Raw genomic sequence first — 16,183 nt, 5'->3', positions numbered from 1 at the left:
TCTGCCACATGGACTGGATGCAGCGCTGGGAACTGGCCAGTTACGTGGTGACCGCGCTGGGCCTGCCGCTTGCCGTCATCACCTTCATCTACCAGCAGCGACGCGAGCGCGACAACGAAGACGAAGAGGCGTACCAGATGCTGTCGGACGCCTACATCGACTTCCTGAAGATCGTGCTCGCCAATCCGGACCTGCCGCTGCGCGAGAAGGCTGCGCCGCAGCACCTGAGCGACGAGCAGGAACGGCGCATGCACATCATCTACCAGATGCTCATTTCACTTTTCGAGCGCGCCTATCTTGTCGCGTGGACCGACGAAACCGAAGGTCTGGCGGCGCGACGCTGGGCATCGTGGGACGACTACATGCGCGAGTGGCTGGCCTGCGACGCCTTCCGCAACCAGCTGATGACCCTGCTGCGCGGCGAAGACCCGGCGTTCGCGCGCCACATGATGAGGCTCGCCGAAGCCGGACGCGGCCACCCGCTCGATCCATGACGACAGACCTTCGCATCTGCACCTGGAATATCCACAAAGGCTTTTCGCAGTTCAACCGCCGCATGGTGATCCACGAATTGCGCGACCGCCTGCGCTACCTGTCGTCGGATCTGGTGTTCCTGCAGGAAGTGCAGGGGCAGCACCACGGGCATGCGCTGCGCCACGCCGACTGGCCGATCGAGCCGCAGTACGAATTCCTGGCCGATGAAATGTGGCCGGCGACCGCCTACGGCCGCAACGCAGTGTATGACCACGGCCATCATGGCAACGCCATCCTGTCGCGCCACCCGATTTCGCACACCGACAACCACGACATGTCGGCGCACCGCTTCGAGCAGCGCGGCCTGCTGCATTGCGTGATCGAGCCGGTGCCCGGCCGGCGCGTGCATGCGCTGTGCGTACATCTGGGCCTGACCGCGCGCGGCCGGGCCCAGCAGTACGCCATGCTGGCCGAGCACGTATCGTCGATCATACCCGCCGACGAGTCGCTGATCGTGGCTGGCGACTTCAACGACTGGCACAACCGCGCCGAAGGCCAGTGGGCCGACGCACTCGGCCTGCAGGAAGCACACAGCCTGTTCCACGGCCGTCCTGCGCGCAGCTATCCAGCCGCCTTTCCGCTGCTTCGGCTTGATCGCATCTATGTTCGCGGCCTCGACGTGGGCGAGGTGAAGCTGCATGCCGGCCGACCCTGGTCGCGCATTTCCGATCATGCGGCGCTGACCGCGCGATTGTCGCTGCCTGCAGCTTGACGACGCCGTGAGCCTGCAATGAGTAGATTCCTGCCCGGCAACGACATCCGCCTGCTGGTGTGCGGCGAACAGTACTTTCCGGCGCTGGAAGCGGCAATCGAACGGGCGCGCCAGGAAATCTTTCTGGAAACCTACATCTTTGCCAATGACCACATCGGCGCGCGCATCGCGGCCGCGCTGGCGCGGGCCGCGCAACGCGGCGTGCGCGTACGCGTGCTGGTCGACGGCTTCGGCGCGAGCGAATTCGAGAATACGCATCGGGCAGCGCTGGAGGCCGCCGGCGCGCATACGCTCATTTTCCGCCCCGACATCAGCTGGGTCACCCTGCGCCGGAACCGGCTGCGCCGCATGCACCGCAAGCTGGCCGTCATCGACGCGAGCACCGGCTTTGCCGGCGGCATCAACATCATCGACGACATGCACACGCCGGGGCACACGCCGCCGCGCTTCGATTTTGCGGTGCAGGTGCGCGGGCCGCTGGTGGCACGCATGCATGCCGAATGCCAGAAACTGTGGGAACGCGTAGCCTGGGCGACGCTTCAGTTCCGACCGCGCCTGCCGCGTTTGCGTGAATATGCCAGCCGCCAGGCCGGACAGATCCGCGCCACGCTGCTGGTGCGCGACAACCTGCGGCACCGGCGCGACATCGAGGACGCCTATCTCGAAGCGATCAACGGGGCGCGCAGCGACATCATCATCGCCAACGCCTACTTCCTGCCGGGCCGGCGCTTCCGCCAGGCGCTCGTGCGGGCTGCCGCGCGCGGCGTGACGGTGACGCTCATCCTGCAGGGTCGGGTCGAGTACCTGCTGATGCACTACGCCTCTCAGGCGCTCTACGGTGCGCTGCTTTCGAAAGGCGTGCGCATCGTCGAGTACCGCCGCAGCTTCATGCATGCCAAGGCGGCCGTGGTGGACGATGATTGGGCCACGGTCGGCTCCAGCAACATCGATCCATTCAGCCTGATGCTGGCGCGCGAAGCCAACGTCGTGGTGAGCGACGCCGGTTTCACCCGGGAGCTGCGGCAGAAGTTGCTGCAGGCGGCCAGCCATGGCGGCCGCGAGCTGCGCCATCGACAGTGGAAAAACCGCCCGATCACCGAACGCGTGCTGCGCTGGATGGCCTACGGCGCCGTACGCCTGATGATCGGTCTGGCCGGTGACCTGCTGGCGCGGCGGCGCGCCGGACGCGACACCCGGCACAACCTCTGATCGCAGGCGTCGCTGCGCTTTCAGGCTGGTTTCAGCTTCGGCGCCTACACTGGATGCATGACAACCCGACGCCTCCTGCTCTTCCTGGCCATTCCGCTGCTCGTCCTCGGGGCACTCGCCGCCAGCGTGTTCTACATGCCCATGGGCTTCGCCGACGACGATCACATCCGGGCGCGCGAACTGAGCCAGCGCGGCGAAATCCTGTCACTTGAGAAGATTTCGGAGCTGGCGAAGGCGGTGCGCCCGGGCAAGCTCATAGACATCGACCTGGAGCGCAAGCGCGAACTGTGGATCTATGAAGTCGAATTGCTCGACGATCAGGGTCGCGTGTGGGAAATGAAGCTCGACGCGCGCAATGGCGAACTACTGAAGCTGGAACAGGACGACTGACGTGCGACTGCTGCTCGCCGAAGACGACGAAGCGCTGGTCGCCGGGCTCAAGCCGGCGCTGGAGCGGGCCGGCTACGCGGTCGATGTGGCGACCGACGGCGTGTTGGCGCAACGGTGCGCCGACTCGATCGACTACGACCTCGTGCTGCTCGACCTCGGTCTGCCGCGTCGTAGCGGCGTCGAGGTACTGCAGCACTGGCGCAGTACGCGCAAGTCGATGCCGGTGGTGGTGCTGACGGCACGCGACACCTGGCAGGAAAAGGTCGCGGTGCTGACCGCCGGCGCTGACGACTACGTGTGCAAGCCCTTCCATACCGAAGAGCTGCTGGCGCGGCTGGCGGCGGTACTCAAGCGCAGTACACCCGACATGCGCACACCGGGACCGCTGTCGGTCGCCGGCCTGTCGCTCGACGAGGGCGGGCAGAGCGCAACCCTGGGTGACGGCGCGCGCGTCGAACTGAGCGCGATCGAATTCCGCCTGCTGCGCTGCTTCATGCTGCATCCGGGCCGCGTCCTGTCGCAGCAGCGACTGAACGAACACCTCTACGATCAAGCCACCGACCACGAAAGCAATGTGATCGAGGCACACATCACCCGCCTGCGCCGCAAGATCGGCCGCGACTGGATACAGACACGGCGCGGCCAGGGCTATGTGTTCAACGCGCTTGCCGAAACATGAATGGCTCGCTGCACCGGCGCCTCGCCATCGGTCTGACGGTCAGCCTGGTGCTGCTGGCCGGCCTGCAGTGGCTGCTCGCCGGCATCGCCATCGAGCGGCTGTTGAAGACGCAGCTTGCACAGCGTCTGGAGCGCGACGCGGAAAACCTGCTCGCCGCGCTGCACACCGGCGCCGACGGCCGACTGGCGCTCGACGCAACGCGCGTCGGCGGCGAATACCAGCGCCCGTTCTCGGGCCACTACTACCGCATCGCGATCACCCACGACGGTCAGACGCATGACATCACGTCGCGCTCGCTGTGGGACGGCGGACTTGCGCTGCCGCCGGCTGTCGATGCGCGGCAACGCGAGACCGCAGCGCGCGGCCCGCAGGGACAGTCGCTGTGGGTGGTGTCGGTTCAGTACGAGAAGCGCGCCCGGCGCGTCGTGATTGCGGTGGCCGAAGACCTTGCGCCGCTGCAGTCCGGGCTGCGTCAGTGGCATCTGCTGTACGGCCTGCTGTCGCTGGCGGTGGTGTTGCTGGTACTGGCCGTTCAGCGCTGGGTCGTGCAGCGCTCGCTGCGCCCGCTGAACGCGCTGCAGTCGCAGTTGCAGGCACTGGAACGCGGCGAGCGCACACGGCTCGACGCCCCGGTGCCGGACGAAATCGCGCCGCTGGTGGAGCAACTCAACAGCATGCTGGGCATGCTGTTGCGCCGCTCGCAACGCTCGCGCGAGGCGCTGGGCAACCTGGCCCACGCCCTGAAGACTCGGCTGGCGGTGCTCGTGCAGGCGACCGAGTCACCCGAACTGGCGGCACACCCGGCACTCAGACAGCGCCTCGTCGACAGCAACACACTGATGCGTCATGCCATCGAACGAGAGCTGCGACGGGCCCGGCTGATGGGCGGTGCGCATCCGGCCCAGCGCAGCAGCGTCGCGGCGGTGACCGATCAGCTCGGACGTACGCTGGGCATCCTGTACGCGGACAAGAAACCGGAAATCCGCATCGATGTGCCGTCCGGTCTGGCGCTGGCGATGGACCCGGAAGACCTGCTCGAGCTGCTGGGCAACCTGATGGACAACGCGTGCGCATGGTGCGCCGGCGTGGTGAGCGTTTCCATCCGGCACGGCAACGACATCGGCATCACGATCGAGGATGACGGCCCGGGATGCCCGGCCACACAGCTTGAAGCACTGACCGAGCGCGGCTTTCGCGCCGACGAATCTCGCCCCGGCCACGGCCTGGGTCTGGCCATCGTGCGCGACCTGGTCGACAGCTACGGCGGCACACTGGAATTCGGTCATTCGACCGCACTGGGCGGGCTGCGCGTCACCGCACACCTGCCCGTCCATCTGGGGCACATCACCCCGAACATCTGAGGAGACTGACATGAAGACATCTGCCATCTGCACGACCCTGATCGCCGTGGTGACGGCGTGCGCCACGCTGCCCGCACTGGCCGACGACGACGACCTGCCGAAGATGCGTGCCATCGCGGCCGGCGCCAAGCTGATATCGCTCGAAGACGCCCAGGCGAAAGCACTTGCAGCCAAACCCGGCACCATCGTCGATGTCGACCTCGAACGCCGCTTCATGGGGCGAAACTATGACTACGAGTTCGAAGTGATTGACGCCGAGGGCAAGGAGTGGGAGGTCAACATCAACGCCCGCGATGGGTCGGTGCGATCGGTGCGCCACGACTGGTTCGAGTAAGGCGCAGCAAGCACGCTGCACCGATGCGGCACGTCTGCTGCACAATCAGGGCTGACCTTCCCGTACCGGACCGACCATGAGCATCGAACACCCTGCCGCCCTGCCGCACTGGATCAACAACGCGCGCGACGTGCTGCGCAGCGAACGTCAGGCCGAGGTGTTCGATCCGGCCCACGGACGGGTGGCGCAGCGCGTGCTGCTGGCCTCCGACTGCGACGTGTCGGCAGCCGTTGCCAGCGCCGCCGCGGCCCAGCCGGCCTGGGGCGCACTGCCGCCGCTGCGTCGCGCGCGCGTGCTGTTCCGCATGCAGGAACTGGTCGGGCGCTACAGCACCGACCTTGCGCGGCTGATCACGCGTGAACACGGCAAGACGCTGCCCGACGCACAGGGCGAGGTGCAGCGCGGGCTGGAAGTGATCGAGTTTGCCTGCGGCATTCCGCAACTGCTGAAGGGCCAGTACTCGGACAACGTCGGTGGCGGCATCGCCAACTGGAGCCAGCGCATGCCGCTGGGCGTAACGGCCGGCATCACGCCGTTCAACTTCCCGTTCATGGTGCCGATGTGGATGGCCCCGGTAGCCATTGCCTGCGGCAACAGCTTCATCCTGAAGCCATCGGAACGCGATCCGTCACCGTCGCTGCTGACCGCCGAACTGTTCCGCGATGCGGGGCTGCCTGACGGCGTGTTCAACGTCATACAGGGCGACCGCGAGGCGGTCGACGCATTGCTGGTGCACCCGGACGTGCGCGCGGTGAGCTTCGTCGGCTCGACGCCGATCGCGCGCCACATCTACGAAACCGCGGCACGCCACGGCAAGCGCGCGCAGGCGCTCGGCGGCGCGAAGAACCACATGGTGGTGATGCCGGATGCCGACATCGCCCAGGCGGCCGACGCGCTGATCGGTGCTGCCTACGGCTCGGCCGGCGAGCGCTGCATGGCGATCTCCGTCGCGGTGGTGGTGGGCGACATCGCCGACGCGCTGGTCGAAGCGGTCAAGGTGCGCGCGCAGACACTCAACATCGGCGACGGCGAAAGCGCGGGTGCCGACATGGGGCCGGTGGTCACCGCCGCGCACCGCGATCGCATCGTGTCGCTGATCGACAGCGGCATCGCGGAAGGTGCGACGCTGGTGCTCGATGGCCGTCACCACACGGTGGCCGGCCGGGAGAACGGTTTCTTCCTCGGCGCCACGCTGTTCGACCGCGTGACGCCCGCCATGCGAATCTGGCGGGAGGAAATATTCGGCCCGGTGCTGTGCGTGGTGCGCGCAGCGAATTTCGCCGACGCCGTCGCGCTGGTGAACGGCCACGAATACGGCAACGGCGTGTCGCTCTACACACGCGACGGTCGCACCGCACAGGAATTCGCGCAGCGCATCGAAGCCGGCATGGTGGGCATCAACGTGCCGATTCCGGTACCGATGGCCTGGCATTCGTTCGGCGGCTGGAAGCAGAGCCTGTTCGGCGACCTTCACGCCTACGGCGAAGAGGGCGTGCGCTTCTACACACGCTACAAAAGCATCATGCAGCGCTGGCCGGACAGCAGTTCGAAAGGGCCGGAATTCGGGATGCCGGTCAATCAGTAGGCGCTGCGGCCCCGCTCACTCGATGGTGAGTTGCGGCAGCCAGTGCGAACGTTCGTCGGCGACCGTCAGGTCTTCGTCTCGCAGCGGCCGCTTGCGGCGTTCGAGCGGCACCGTGGTCGGCGCGATGAACGGATCCATGTCGACATCGTGCTGCCGCCCCTCGATGCGCTCGCCCTCGATCTTCAGGCGGTAGTACGCACCGTTGAACGGATTGACATGCAGCGCAGCCGGCAGCGTATGCATGAACATCAGCGCGTATTCGAGTGCTGTCAGATCGGCGCGGCTGACCAGTGGTGGCTCGTTTTCGACCGGGAAATTGCACAGGCGCTGCTTCGGGCCGGTCAGGCAGCGGAACGGCCGCATCGCCAGAAAATACTCGCCGAGCTTTTCGTCCAGCACGATCCTGAAGCGCGACTTCCCGTCGGCTTGCGGCGTGAAGGTTATCTGCCCGATCACGATCCGCTCGCCCTGTGCATTGCCCAGCGTGATCGTGCGTGTTCCCGACAGCACATCGGCGTGCGCTGCACTGCTCACAAGCAGACCGCACAAGACTGCGTTCATCCATCTCTTCATGCTGCGCTCCCCGTTCGTTCGCTGTTTTACACCACGCCATTCATGGAACCTGAGCGATATGACCGGTCGAAGTAGCCGTACCTTACGCCTCAACGGGTGACGATACCGCCATGAACCGCCGTCGTTTCACATTCGCCGCCGGCGCTGCGCTGCTGGCCCCCGGACGAGCACACCCGGACGCGCCGGACCCCGCACTGGTCGCACTGCGCGCCAGCGGTTGCGCCTTGCTGATGCGCCACGCTGCGACCGAACCGGGCATCGGCGATCCGCCCGGCTACCGGCTCGACACCTGCAGTTCGCAGCGCAACCTGTCACCGGCCGGACGCGAACAGGCCCGACGTGCCGGCGCGTGGCTCAAGCAGAAAGAGTTCGTATTCGATGCGGTATTCAGCAGCCGCTGGTGCCGCTGCGTCGATACGGCTGCGCTGATGTTTCCGGGCCAACCGGTCGAGGTTCTGGAAGCACTCAATTCGTTCTTCGAGGACGGCAGCGCGCGCGAGCGCCAGACCGCGGCGCTGCGCAGCTGGCTCGGAACGCTCGATGGATCGCGCCGGGTGGCGCTGGTGACGCACCAGGTCAACGTACTGGCGCTGACCGGTGACAACCTCGCCATGGGCGGGGCGGTAGTGGTGCAACCCGACCGGCGCGGCGGTGTGCGCAGCGTCGGCCGGATCGACCTGGGCGGCTGAGCGCCTGCCTATTTCACGGCAGCGAAGTGCTCGTCGTAGCGGAACACATAGTCCTTGTCCTTGAGCGGCGTGTGGCAGGTGCGACAGGTGTCGTACTTCGCCTCGCCGTTCAGTTCGCCGGTGCCCTTGAACGCGCTGTAGATCCAGTCGCCGTTCTTCTGCGCCGCGGGCACGCCGGCGCCCCAGCCCGGGTTCTTGCCCATGACGAACACCGCCGCCAGCTTGTCCTTCACCAGCTTGCCATCGGCACCCTTGACCGGCTTGCCTGCGTCATCGAGCTTGACCGACCAGTTTTCCATGACGAAGGTCGATCCCTGCGGGAATGCCTGGCCCGGCGTGGCTTTCCTTGCCTGCGGATTCATGTAGATGTCGCGGATCTGTTTCGCGTCCTCGCGCTGCACCGCGCTGAGGAATGTCGGCCAGGTCCTGTAATCGGCCGGCAGCGGCAACTGCCCGTCATTCAGCACTGCCACGGGCGGCGGTGCGCTCATCTGACTGCAACCGGCGATGATCAGTCCGGCGACAACGGCGCCAAGTGTCTTCTTTTGCATGAATGGACTCCTGAGAAGCAGTGGAAACGACGTATGCACGGGGACCGTTCGGGCGCCCCGCATGCATCCACTACCCCCGGATCCCTGATCCGGATGCAGCTGACACCGACATCATTGTGACCGGCCGCGGCGCAGCGCCTCGACCGACAGCAGCAAGAGACCGGCACCGATCAGCAGCATGCCGGCCAGTTCGCCGGTACCGGGCCGTTCGCCGAGCTGCCAGGCGGCCGACAGCACGCCGATGACCGGCGTCACCAGCGACACCATGCTGGTCGTGCCGGCCGACAGCCTGCGCAACGCATACAGCCACAGCAGCCACGCGATCACCGTGCCCGGCACGATGTTGTAGAGCAGCGCGCCGATCAGTGAAGGCGTCCAGTTGATCGGCTCGGCCGGCCACCACAGCGCCACGATGACCAGCGGCACAGCACCGATCAGCGACTGCCAGGCAGCGATGGCCACCATATCGAGGTCGGGCGCGCGCGCCTGAAGGCGCTTTGCGACGATCACCGCCAGCGCCCAGCACACGCCCGCCAGCGTCGCCAGCACGCTGCTCAGCAGGTCACCGCCAAGATGCATCGGATCGAGAATAAACAGCAGGCCAACCAGCGTGGCGGCAGCCGACGGCCATTGCCAGCCGCGCAGGCGATCGCCGAGCAGCGGCCAGGCCAGCAGCATCACCCAGAACGGCATGGTGTAGGCCAGCACGGCGGTCTTGCCTGCGCCGCCGCTGACCAGCGCGAGAATGATCAGCCCGGTGAAGCCGGTGGTCTGCAGCAGGCCCATCAGCGCCACCGCGCGCATTTCGACGATGCGCAACGGCCGGCGCATAGCGATCACCAGTCCGAACAGCACCAGCGCACCGAACAGCGTGCGCAGCGCTCCGAACTGGAACGGGCCGATGTCTGCCAGGGCGATCTTCATGACCACCCAGTTGTAGCCCCAGATCACGGCCAGCAGCATTAGGGCTGCCAGCGCGCGCGCGGACGGGCTGTGCGGCACGGACGTCTCAGTTCCAGATGTGGGTGATGAGGCGCCAGCTGCGGTCAGGCTGGCGACGGTAAACCATGGTCAGATGACCACTGAAAGTCTGCAAGCCGCCTTCGCCGTTGGCCTGCGCGCTCCAGCGGCCGCGCTGCGTCGCAACCTCGCTGTCACCGATCACGGCATGCAGTTCGATGCGGTGATTGTGCAGTCCCTGGTCGATCGCACCGGCGAACAGCGCCTCGATCTGCGCCGCACCGAGCGCGGCGTTGCCGCCGGCCGGCAGCACGGCACCCTGCTCGTCGTACAGCGCAGCCAGTGCGGCGGCGTCGCCTCGGTTGAAGGCGGCATCCCAGCGCTGATTGAGGTCAGCAACGGCGGTTTGAAGGGCTTGCAGTGTCATGTGAATCTCCTCGGGAAAAAGCTGAAAAACGAGTGGGAAAAATGATTGGCTAACTAACTTGAACGACGAAAAACAATTCACGCAAACGCGCCTGTGCCGGACTGCACGATGCCGAGCATGGCCTGCAGCGCAGCACGCTGATCTTCGTCGAGCCCGGCCATCAATGTGCGCACGCGGCGGTAGTAATCGGGCATGACCGCATCAAGAACGGCCTGCCCGGCCGGCAGCAGGCGCACGGTCAGGCGGCGCCGGTCTGCCGTGTCGAACACGCGCTGCACCAGACCGTCGCGCTCCAGGCCGTCAAGGAGGCCGGTCATCGTGGCACGCGTGACGCCTGCCTTCTGCGCCAGCGCCGAAGGCGACGATTCGAGCGTCTCCTCGCGCATCAGCAGGACAAGCACCCACCAGCGCCCCTGCAGCAACCCATGGCGGGCGAGGAAGCCGTCGAGGGCCTGTGACAGTTCGGTCGCCACGCGCAGCAGCGTCAAGAAGGATGCGACCGCGCTGACGTCCGCTTCGGGATAGCGGGCGGCAAACTTGCGCAGTACGTCGGAGGTCGGAAGATCGCGGAGTTGAAGCATGGTTAGGTACATTATAGTTAGGCGCCTTACTTTGTCAACGACAAGCTGTAGCACGGTCCCGATCTTGGGCTAGGATTAAAGGAAATGCATGCCGTGCACGTTGATCGTCTTTTACGCGCAGCTGCACAGCGACCCGGAAAGCGACCGCATGGACACCATCGACACGATTGCCGCCGCTGCCGGCCTGGCCTGGGCCAGCGGCCTGCGCCTGTATGCGGTCATCTTTCTTGCCGGACTGGCCGGTCGCCTGGGCTGGTTCGAGCTGCCCGGCGACCTCGACACACTCGAACATCCCCTTGTGCTCGCAGCGGCCGGCCTGATGCTGTGCGTCGAATTCTTCGCCGACAAGATTCCGGCGCTCGACAGCCTGTGGGACGGCGTGCACACTTTCATCCGCATTCCGGCAGGCGCATTGCTCGCCGCGTGGGCCCTCGCCGACCAGAGCGCACCGGTCGTGCTGGCGGGCGCCCTGCTCGGCGGCTCGCTGACTGCCGGCACGCATCTGACCAAGGCGGGCAGCCGCATCGCCATCAACACCTCGCCCGAGCCGGTCAGCAATCTGATCGCGTCGACCAGCGAAGACGGCGCTGCGGTCGGCGGCCTGTGGCTGGCATTCACTTATCCAATGGTGTTTCTCGGCTTCCTCGGCGTGTTCCTGCTGTGCATGCTATGGCTGCTGCCGCGCGTCTGGCGCTTCCTGAGCGACCTGTTGTCCTGGGTAGCTGGCAAACAGGCGCCCGGTTGACCTGAATCAGCCCGCCTCGCTCGGCCCGGCAGTTCAATGATGCCAACCATCTACCGAGGTTTGCGTCATGAAAGCCCTGACTGATCTGCTGTCCACCGACTACGGACTGATGAGCCTGCTGGTCATCGGCTTCACGATCTTCATGAGCATCTGGTTCGGCCGCTTCTTCAAGCGGCACATGGACGAGGATGAGGCACGCGCCAGACAGGCCGATCAGTCGGCGAAGCTGTAGGGGCCGCCCCGCTCGCGAGCGCGCTGCCACGCAGGGCGGCTGTGGATGCGGGCCAGGAAGTCCGCCAGTTGCGGATGCGTGTCGCCGAGGCCGGCCCCCCTGGCCGCCGCCTCGACCGGAAAACTCATCTGGATGTCGGCCGCGGTGAACGCGCTGCCGGCAAACCACGGGCGCGTCGCCAGTTCCGCTTCCATGAAGCGCAACTGGTCATCGATGTTCGGCTGCACGAAGGTTTTCAGCACGTGGTCGGCCAGCCCGCGCGCCACCGGCTTGATGAAAAACGGCACCGGCGCATTGCGCACCTTCTTGAACACCAGATGCATCAGCTGGTAGGGCATGGCGGAGCCTTCGGCAAAATGCAGCCAGTAGGTGTAACGGCGAGCGTCCGTGCTGCCGGGCGCGGGCTTGAGCCGCCCAGCGCCGTACACGTCCACCAGATATTCGATGATGGCGCCCGATTCGGCGATCACCTGATCGCCGTCGGTGATGACCGGTGACTTGCCCAGCGGGTGCACGGCGCGCAGTTCCGGCGGCGCGTATGAAGTTTCAGGATCGCGTTCGTAGCGCTTCACCTCGTAATCCAGACCAAGTTCTTCGAGCAGCCACAGCACGCGCTGAGAACGGGAATGCGCCAGATGGTGGACGGTGATCATGTGAGTATTTTCCAGACCAGTGAAACGCCTGCCATCACCAGATCGCCAACATCGAGAGAGGTGGCGTCAAGCGCCGGATTGGCGCGCGACGAACGGTCGGACGTGCCACCTGAGCGACGCGCCTGCTGTTCGCGCCTTTCGGTTTCGATCAGCGCGTCGGCGATCGCCTCCGGATCGCGGTTGGCGCGCTTTTCCTCTGCCGCACGATAGCCGTTGAGTGCACTTTTCACCGCATCCGGATCGATCAGCGAGAAGGCGGACCGGCAATGCGGGCAGGCGTGGTCCTTGCGGATGTCGACCGGCGCGCCACAGCCGGTGCAGTAGATGGCGCCGACCCGCTTGCTCAGATCATGGATTTCCGGCTTGGTGAGCTGACGGACGAAACCCTTTTCGATCATGAACGAAGCAAACGTGCTGAAGCGACCGTGGCGATGCGGGCACCGACTGGTGGCGTAGCGGCCGCTGCGCACGATGTCGTAGCCGTGTTCGAGCTTGCTGCTGCAACGTGGGCAGGCCATCACAGGTGCCACCGGATTGCGTTGCACGTCGCGGTGCTCATGCAGCTGCTTGAACAGGTCATTCACCGATGCCGGCGACAGCTGCTGGTTCTCGTGCGTATCGAACCAGATGCCCTGGCAGGCGTAGCAGATATCGAGTTCGAGCGGCCCGCCGCCATGGTGCGAGAAGGTATGCACCTCCATCGGGACGCGGCAGGAGGGGCAATTCGGTTTCGGGCTCATGTTCGAATCGACAGGCGGGCGGTTGAACGGTCGGCATGCCTTCGCGCGGCATCCATCGTCTTCAGCGGCATCCGCGGCTGAAACTTCAGCGCGCGCTGCGCGTCACCTTGACGCCGGCGGGTGCGCTGCGATGGAAGGTGACCGGTATCGCCGGCGCCTGCGGCACCGATTTTCTCAGGCTGCCGACCACATGCATTTCGCACTTCTTGCAGTCGAAGCGCAAGGTGAGCCGGTCATTGCCATTCATCAGCGTCATCGGTTCCGCCTTGACCATGCCGCGCAGGTCGTAATCCTTCAGTTCCTTCGGACACAGGTTGTGGCTGTAGCGCAGACAGTGTTTGGTGATCATCAGCGACACCTCGCCCGGCTCGTGATTGAGTTCATAGGCGTCGGCGATGAGCTGCACGCCATGCCGGCGATAGAAGGTGCGCGCCTTTTCGTTGTACACGTTGGCGAGATAGCTCAGTTCGGTGTCGGTGAAGGGCACGGGCGGTTCGACCGGCGCGAGCGGCTGTGGCCGGGCATGTGCCTTGACTCGTGCCGCTTCCAGTTTTTCGCAGGCATCGCGGCGCAGCCCATTCAGCACCGAAGCAGGCAGGAACCACGCCTGCTGCGTGTCAAGCGTCACCGTGCGCGCCTCGAACATCGTGTTGCCGAGCTTGGCGACCGCCTCGCGGATGCCGGCCAGCGCACGTTCGGCATCGCGCGCCGGCTGCCTTTCGAACGCGATGTCGGCCCGTGCGGTGCAGCCATCCTCGTCGGTCAGCGTCAGCGCAAAACCCTCCGGCGTGTCGACAAACCGCAGATCGACCGCGACCCGGCGCTCGCTCGATTTCTTCTCCAGCGCGCGCTCGAACGCCTGGTCGCGATTGCGGAACAGCGTCATGCCGGCTTTCAGCTCATCCGGCATCACGTTCGGGAACAGCTTGTTGCCCTGCACGGTGTTGATGCGCACACCCTGCAGTTCGCGATGGCTGTCGAAATAGCTCAGGCCGTCGCCGTTGTGGATGTCGACCTGCGCCTCGACTTCGATGTGGTCGGGCGCCACCCGGATCACGCTCGCCGCTTCCTCGCCGACAAAGCCCGGCGCTTCGAAAGCTTCGATGCCGTGCTGGCGGCCATTGACGAAGTAGTCGGTCGCGCCGCGGTTGAACGACTTTTCCGGCTGTGGCGTGAAGAAGAAGGTGCAGCGGCCGCTGGACGCGCGCCGGTGCGCCGGCAGGTCGTCCAGGATGTCGTCGATCAGCGTGCGGTAATGGGCGGTGATGTTCTTCACGTAAGCCAGATCCTTCAGCCGCCCCTCGATCTTGAACGAGCTGATGCCGGCGCCGATCAACGCGCGCAGGTTGGTGCTCTGGTCGTTGTCCTTCATCGACAGCAGGTGCTTGTCGTGCGCCACCACGGCGCCACTGGCATCGGTCAGCGTGTAGGGCAGGCGACAGGCCTGGGAACATTCACCGCGGTTGGCACTGCGGGCGGTATGCGCATGGCTGATGAAGCACTGACCGCTGAATGCCACGCACAGCGCGCCGTGCACGAAGAATTCCAGCGCGCAGGACGTGTTCGATGCGATGTCGCGGATCTGCTCCAGCGTCAGTTCGCGTGCCAGCACGATCTGCGAAAAGCCGACGTCCTGCAGGAAGCGCGCCTTGGCCGCGTCGCGGATGTCGGTCTGCGTACTGGCGTGCAGCTGGATCGGCGGCAGATCCATTTCCAGCAGGCCCATGTCCTGGACGATGAGCGCATCGACGCCGGCGTCGTAAAGCTGGTGGATGGTCTGCCGCGCCGGCTCGAGTTCGTCGTCGCGCAGGATGGTGTTGAAGGCGACGAACACCTTGCCATGGAAGCGATGCGCGTGTGCGGCCAGACGTGCGATGTCGGCCACCTCGTTGTCGGCGCCCTTGCGCGCGCCGAACGACGGGCCGCCGATATACACCGCATCGGCGCCGTGATTGATTGCCTCGATGCCGAAATCGGCATTTTTCGCGGGCGCGAGCAGTTCGAGGATGCGGCGGTCTGAGGTCATCGGGAAGCGCGACGGGGCGTGAGCCGTAAAAGCGCGATTATCCGCGAGCGCGCCACAAATGAAAAACCGGCCGCAGCCGGTTTTCGTCGCAGGTCAGGCGGAGTCAGGCGCGACGGCGCGCCATCATGCCGAGCAGCAGCACGCCGCCGAGCATCATCGCCCAGGTGCGCGGCTCGGGTATCGGTGCCGGCACCGCAGCCTGCAGGCTGGCGACTTCCCATCCGATGTCGTCAAGTGCCGCCCAGTCGAGGTCGGTCATGTAGCGCCGCTGGCCTGACGGAATGAAAGGAGATAGCAGCGGAACCTGCGGGTTGCCATTGGCGACGCCGCGCAGGCTGGTCGCGAAGTGGGCATCGGTTCCGTCGCTCTGCAGCGCAACCGCTGCACCACCGTTAGTCAACGTGGTGACGGCCCCGGTGAAGGTATCGCCGACCACTGCGTCGAACCAGCTGTCTGCGGTGCCGAAACCGAATACATGCGCGGTTTCGTGCATCGCCACGGTATAGAAATCAAAGCCGGAAAAGCCCTCGACGGTCGACACATCGCTGTCGAAGTACCAGTTGATGTTGGCACCGAAGGTGATCGATCCGCCCCACGGCCCGAAATCGGTTTCGACCGGGGTCAGCGCGCCCGTCTCGCCTCGCGACAGCGCATTGTTGATGAAGGCCGTGCTGCCGCTGACACTCTGGAAGCCCGGACCACCGACGCCCAGCGTCTGGCCGCCGAAGGCATGTGATCCGACAAAAATGCGAACTTCGTTTTCGGGGATGCTGAAGTTGTTGATCAGGAGCGTCGCGCCGAACGGATCCTGCGGATTGTAGAGGCGCGCCGTGAAGGTGTTGAGTCCGGACGGCGTGATCGCAGTCAGCGTGTCGAGCAGGTTCAGGCTGAACACCTGCGCCACCTGATCGAGCACCACCCGCTTGTCGCTGGTGAAGAATCCGGCGCTGTCGTAGGTGTAATCGAACACGACATCAATGGCCTGGGCCGGTACGGACAGCGTGGCAATCACGACGGCACTCGCTGCAAACAGGGGCTTTTTCAACGCAATCTCCTCAAGGTTGCCGGAGGGTATCGCAGTCCGGTGACAACGCCGCGTGCAATTGTGCACGGCCCTCGTCGCCCGTTTCAGGCAGCCCTCGAGCAGTTGCGTCCGTCGTGCTTGGCGGCATACAGCGCCTGATCGGCACGCTCCACCAGCG

20 protein-coding genes are annotated in these 16,183 nt (G+C 65.5%); 11 read left to right on the top strand and 9 right to left on the bottom strand.

Annotation, left to right across the window (positions count from 1 at the left end; all coding sequences use genetic code 11):
* Window positions 1-8 precede the first annotated feature (8 nt).
* The 8 genes from Q8R75_RS08575 to Q8R75_RS08540 all read left to right on the top strand — a co-directional run bounded on the left by Q8R75_RS08575 (window position 9) and on the right by Q8R75_RS08540 (window position 6,804).
* A complete protein-coding gene (locus Q8R75_RS08575; RefSeq protein ID WP_305615109.1) occupies window positions 9-494 on the top strand; it encodes a hypothetical protein in 486 nt (161 codons plus the stop codon).
* A complete protein-coding gene (locus tag Q8R75_RS08570; protein WP_305615107.1) occupies window positions 491-1,246 on the top strand; it encodes an endonuclease/exonuclease/phosphatase family protein in 756 nt (251 codons plus the stop codon). Before Q8R75_RS08575 ends, Q8R75_RS08570 begins: the two co-directional genes overlap by 4 nt.
* An 18-nt stretch (window positions 1,247-1,264) precedes the next feature.
* Window positions 1,265-2,455: a cardiolipin synthase ClsB gene (gene clsB, locus Q8R75_RS08565; protein WP_305615105.1), complete on the top strand. Its 1,191-nt coding sequence runs from the start codon at window positions 1,265-1,267 to the stop codon at window positions 2,453-2,455.
* 57 nt (window positions 2,456-2,512) lie between these two features.
* Entirely contained in the window at window positions 2,513-2,845 is a 333-nt protein-coding gene (locus tag Q8R75_RS08560; protein ID WP_305615103.1) for a PepSY domain-containing protein, read from the top strand.
* A 1-nt stretch (window position 2,846) separates the two neighbouring features.
* Window positions 2,847-3,524 (top strand): response regulator transcription factor, encoded by a 678-nt coding sequence (locus tag Q8R75_RS08555; RefSeq protein ID WP_305615101.1) that lies wholly within the window; start codon window positions 2,847-2,849, stop codon window positions 3,522-3,524.
* On the top strand, window positions 3,521-4,885 hold the full coding sequence (locus Q8R75_RS08550) for an ATP-binding protein (RefSeq protein WP_305615096.1): 1,365 nt from the start codon (window positions 3,521-3,523) through the stop codon (window positions 4,883-4,885). Before Q8R75_RS08555 ends, Q8R75_RS08550 begins: the two co-directional genes overlap by 4 nt.
* A gap of 10 nt (window positions 4,886-4,895) precedes the next feature.
* Window positions 4,896-5,219 carry a PepSY domain-containing protein gene (locus tag Q8R75_RS08545; RefSeq protein ID WP_305615094.1) on the top strand — a complete coding sequence of 108 codons (324 nt, stop codon included), beginning with the start codon at window positions 4,896-4,898 and terminating at the stop codon, window positions 5,217-5,219.
* A 76-nt stretch (window positions 5,220-5,295) separates the two neighbouring features.
* On the top strand, window positions 5,296-6,804 hold the full coding sequence (locus tag Q8R75_RS08540; RefSeq protein ID WP_305615092.1) for a CoA-acylating methylmalonate-semialdehyde dehydrogenase: 1,509 nt from the start codon (window positions 5,296-5,298) through the stop codon (window positions 6,802-6,804).
* 15 nt (window positions 6,805-6,819) lie between these two features.
* Here the strand turns inward: Q8R75_RS08540 and Q8R75_RS08535 are convergent, their stop codons facing one another.
* A complete protein-coding gene (locus Q8R75_RS08535) occupies window positions 6,820-7,365 on the bottom strand; it encodes a hypothetical protein (RefSeq protein WP_305626477.1) in 546 nt (181 codons plus the stop codon).
* A 122-nt stretch (window positions 7,366-7,487) separates the two neighbouring features.
* Between Q8R75_RS08535 and Q8R75_RS08530 the strand changes: the two genes are divergently transcribed.
* Window positions 7,488-8,066 (top strand): histidine phosphatase family protein, encoded by a 579-nt coding sequence (locus tag Q8R75_RS08530; RefSeq protein WP_305611667.1) that lies wholly within the window; start codon window positions 7,488-7,490, stop codon window positions 8,064-8,066.
* Between the two features lie 8 nt (window positions 8,067-8,074).
* Here the strand turns inward: Q8R75_RS08530 and Q8R75_RS08525 are convergent, their stop codons facing one another.
* From Q8R75_RS08525 to Q8R75_RS08510, 4 genes are all read right to left on the bottom strand, one after another.
* Window positions 8,075-8,617, bottom strand: coding sequence for a cytochrome P460 family protein (locus tag Q8R75_RS08525; protein WP_305611669.1), 543 nt, complete (start codon window positions 8,615-8,617; stop codon window positions 8,075-8,077).
* 111 nt (window positions 8,618-8,728) lie between these two features.
* Window positions 8,729-9,580: a DMT family transporter gene (locus tag Q8R75_RS08520; RefSeq protein ID WP_305611764.1), complete on the bottom strand. Its 852-nt coding sequence runs from the start codon at window positions 9,578-9,580 to the stop codon at window positions 8,729-8,731.
* 46 nt (window positions 9,581-9,626) lie between these two features.
* Window positions 9,627-10,004, bottom strand: coding sequence for an SgcJ/EcaC family oxidoreductase (locus Q8R75_RS08515; RefSeq protein ID WP_305611671.1), 378 nt, complete (start codon window positions 10,002-10,004; stop codon window positions 9,627-9,629).
* Between the two features lie 77 nt (window positions 10,005-10,081).
* A complete protein-coding gene (locus tag Q8R75_RS08510; protein ID WP_305611672.1) occupies window positions 10,082-10,585 on the bottom strand; it encodes a MarR family transcriptional regulator in 504 nt (167 codons plus the stop codon).
* Window positions 10,586-10,673: 88 nt separating this feature from the next.
* Between Q8R75_RS08510 and Q8R75_RS08505 the strand changes: the two genes are divergently transcribed.
* Window positions 10,674-11,330 (top strand): DUF4126 domain-containing protein, encoded by a 657-nt coding sequence (locus Q8R75_RS08505; RefSeq protein ID WP_305611673.1) that lies wholly within the window; start codon window positions 10,674-10,676, stop codon window positions 11,328-11,330.
* A 67-nt stretch (window positions 11,331-11,397) separates the two neighbouring features.
* Window positions 11,398-11,562, top strand: a complete 165-nt coding sequence (locus Q8R75_RS08500) for a DUF3149 domain-containing protein (RefSeq protein WP_305611674.1) — start codon at window positions 11,398-11,400, stop codon at window positions 11,560-11,562.
* Here Q8R75_RS08500 and Q8R75_RS08495 read toward each other — a convergent pair.
* The 4 genes from Q8R75_RS08495 to Q8R75_RS08480 all read right to left on the bottom strand — a co-directional run bounded on the left by Q8R75_RS08495 (window position 11,544) and on the right by Q8R75_RS08480 (window position 16,026).
* Complete coding sequence (locus Q8R75_RS08495; protein ID WP_305611675.1) at window positions 11,544-12,215, bottom strand: glutathione S-transferase; 672 nt, start codon at window positions 12,213-12,215, stop codon at window positions 11,544-11,546. The two genes, Q8R75_RS08500 and Q8R75_RS08495, sit on opposite strands and share 19 nt — an antisense overlap.
* Entirely contained in the window at window positions 12,212-12,955 is a 744-nt protein-coding gene (locus Q8R75_RS08490; RefSeq protein WP_305611676.1) for a zf-TFIIB domain-containing protein, read from the bottom strand. The genes Q8R75_RS08495 and Q8R75_RS08490 overlap by 4 nt, the downstream gene beginning before the upstream one ends.
* A gap of 85 nt (window positions 12,956-13,040) precedes the next feature.
* Complete coding sequence (locus tag Q8R75_RS08485; RefSeq protein ID WP_305626472.1) at window positions 13,041-14,981, bottom strand: U32 family peptidase; 1,941 nt, start codon at window positions 14,979-14,981, stop codon at window positions 13,041-13,043.
* Between the two features lie 103 nt (window positions 14,982-15,084).
* Window positions 15,085-16,026 (bottom strand): PEP-CTERM sorting domain-containing protein, encoded by a 942-nt coding sequence (locus tag Q8R75_RS08480; protein ID WP_305611679.1) that lies wholly within the window; start codon window positions 16,024-16,026, stop codon window positions 15,085-15,087.
* Between the last annotated feature and the right edge of the window lie 157 nt (window positions 16,027-16,183).

Origin of the sequence: Methyloversatilis sp. (genome assembly GCF_030696805.1) — a bacterium.
In the GTDB taxonomy this organism is placed as follows: domain Bacteria; phylum Pseudomonadota; class Gammaproteobacteria; order Burkholderiales; family Rhodocyclaceae; genus Methyloversatilis.
This window is presented reverse-complemented; position numbering and strand designations above follow the sequence as displayed.

What these genes read in the sequence shown, in the direction of transcription:
- Q8R75_RS08575 (WP_305615109.1), top strand. Translation starts at nt 9, where the DNA reads ATGGACTGGATGCAGCGCTGGGAACTGGCCAGTTACGTGGTGACCGCG.
- Q8R75_RS08570 (WP_305615107.1), top strand. Translation starts at nt 491, where the DNA reads ATGACGACAGACCTTCGCATCTGCACCTGGAATATCCACAAAGGCTTT.
- clsB (WP_305615105.1), top strand. Translation starts at nt 1,265, where the DNA reads ATGAGTAGATTCCTGCCCGGCAACGACATCCGCCTGCTGGTGTGCGGC.
- Q8R75_RS08560 (WP_305615103.1), top strand. Translation starts at nt 2,513, where the DNA reads ATGACAACCCGACGCCTCCTGCTCTTCCTGGCCATTCCGCTGCTCGTC.
- Q8R75_RS08550 (WP_305615096.1), top strand. Translation starts at nt 3,521, where the DNA reads ATGAATGGCTCGCTGCACCGGCGCCTCGCCATCGGTCTGACGGTCAGC.
- Q8R75_RS08545 (WP_305615094.1), top strand. Translation starts at nt 4,896, where the DNA reads ATGAAGACATCTGCCATCTGCACGACCCTGATCGCCGTGGTGACGGCG.
- Q8R75_RS08540 (WP_305615092.1), top strand. Translation starts at nt 5,296, where the DNA reads ATGAGCATCGAACACCCTGCCGCCCTGCCGCACTGGATCAACAACGCG.
- Q8R75_RS08535 (WP_305626477.1), bottom strand. Translation starts at nt 7,365, where the DNA reads ATGAACGCAGTCTTGTGCGGTCTGCTTGTGAGCAGTGCAGCGCACGCC.
- Q8R75_RS08530 (WP_305611667.1), top strand. Translation starts at nt 7,488, where the DNA reads ATGAACCGCCGTCGTTTCACATTCGCCGCCGGCGCTGCGCTGCTGGCC.
- Q8R75_RS08525 (WP_305611669.1), bottom strand. Translation starts at nt 8,617, where the DNA reads ATGCAAAAGAAGACACTTGGCGCCGTTGTCGCCGGACTGATCATCGCC.
- Q8R75_RS08520 (WP_305611764.1), bottom strand. Translation starts at nt 9,580, where the DNA reads ATGCTGCTGGCCGTGATCTGGGGCTACAACTGGGTGGTCATGAAGATC.
- Q8R75_RS08515 (WP_305611671.1), bottom strand. Translation starts at nt 10,004, where the DNA reads ATGACACTGCAAGCCCTTCAAACCGCCGTTGCTGACCTCAATCAGCGC.
- Q8R75_RS08510 (WP_305611672.1), bottom strand. Translation starts at nt 10,585, where the DNA reads ATGCTTCAACTCCGCGATCTTCCGACCTCCGACGTACTGCGCAAGTTT.
- Q8R75_RS08505 (WP_305611673.1), top strand. Translation starts at nt 10,674, where the DNA reads ATGCCGTGCACGTTGATCGTCTTTTACGCGCAGCTGCACAGCGACCCG.
- Q8R75_RS08500 (WP_305611674.1), top strand. Translation starts at nt 11,398, where the DNA reads ATGAAAGCCCTGACTGATCTGCTGTCCACCGACTACGGACTGATGAGC.
- Q8R75_RS08495 (WP_305611675.1), bottom strand. Translation starts at nt 12,215, where the DNA reads ATGATCACCGTCCACCATCTGGCGCATTCCCGTTCTCAGCGCGTGCTG.
- Q8R75_RS08490 (WP_305611676.1), bottom strand. Translation starts at nt 12,955, where the DNA reads ATGAGCCCGAAACCGAATTGCCCCTCCTGCCGCGTCCCGATGGAGGTG.
- Q8R75_RS08485 (WP_305626472.1), bottom strand. Translation starts at nt 14,981, where the DNA reads ATGACCTCAGACCGCCGCATCCTCGAACTGCTCGCGCCCGCGAAAAAT.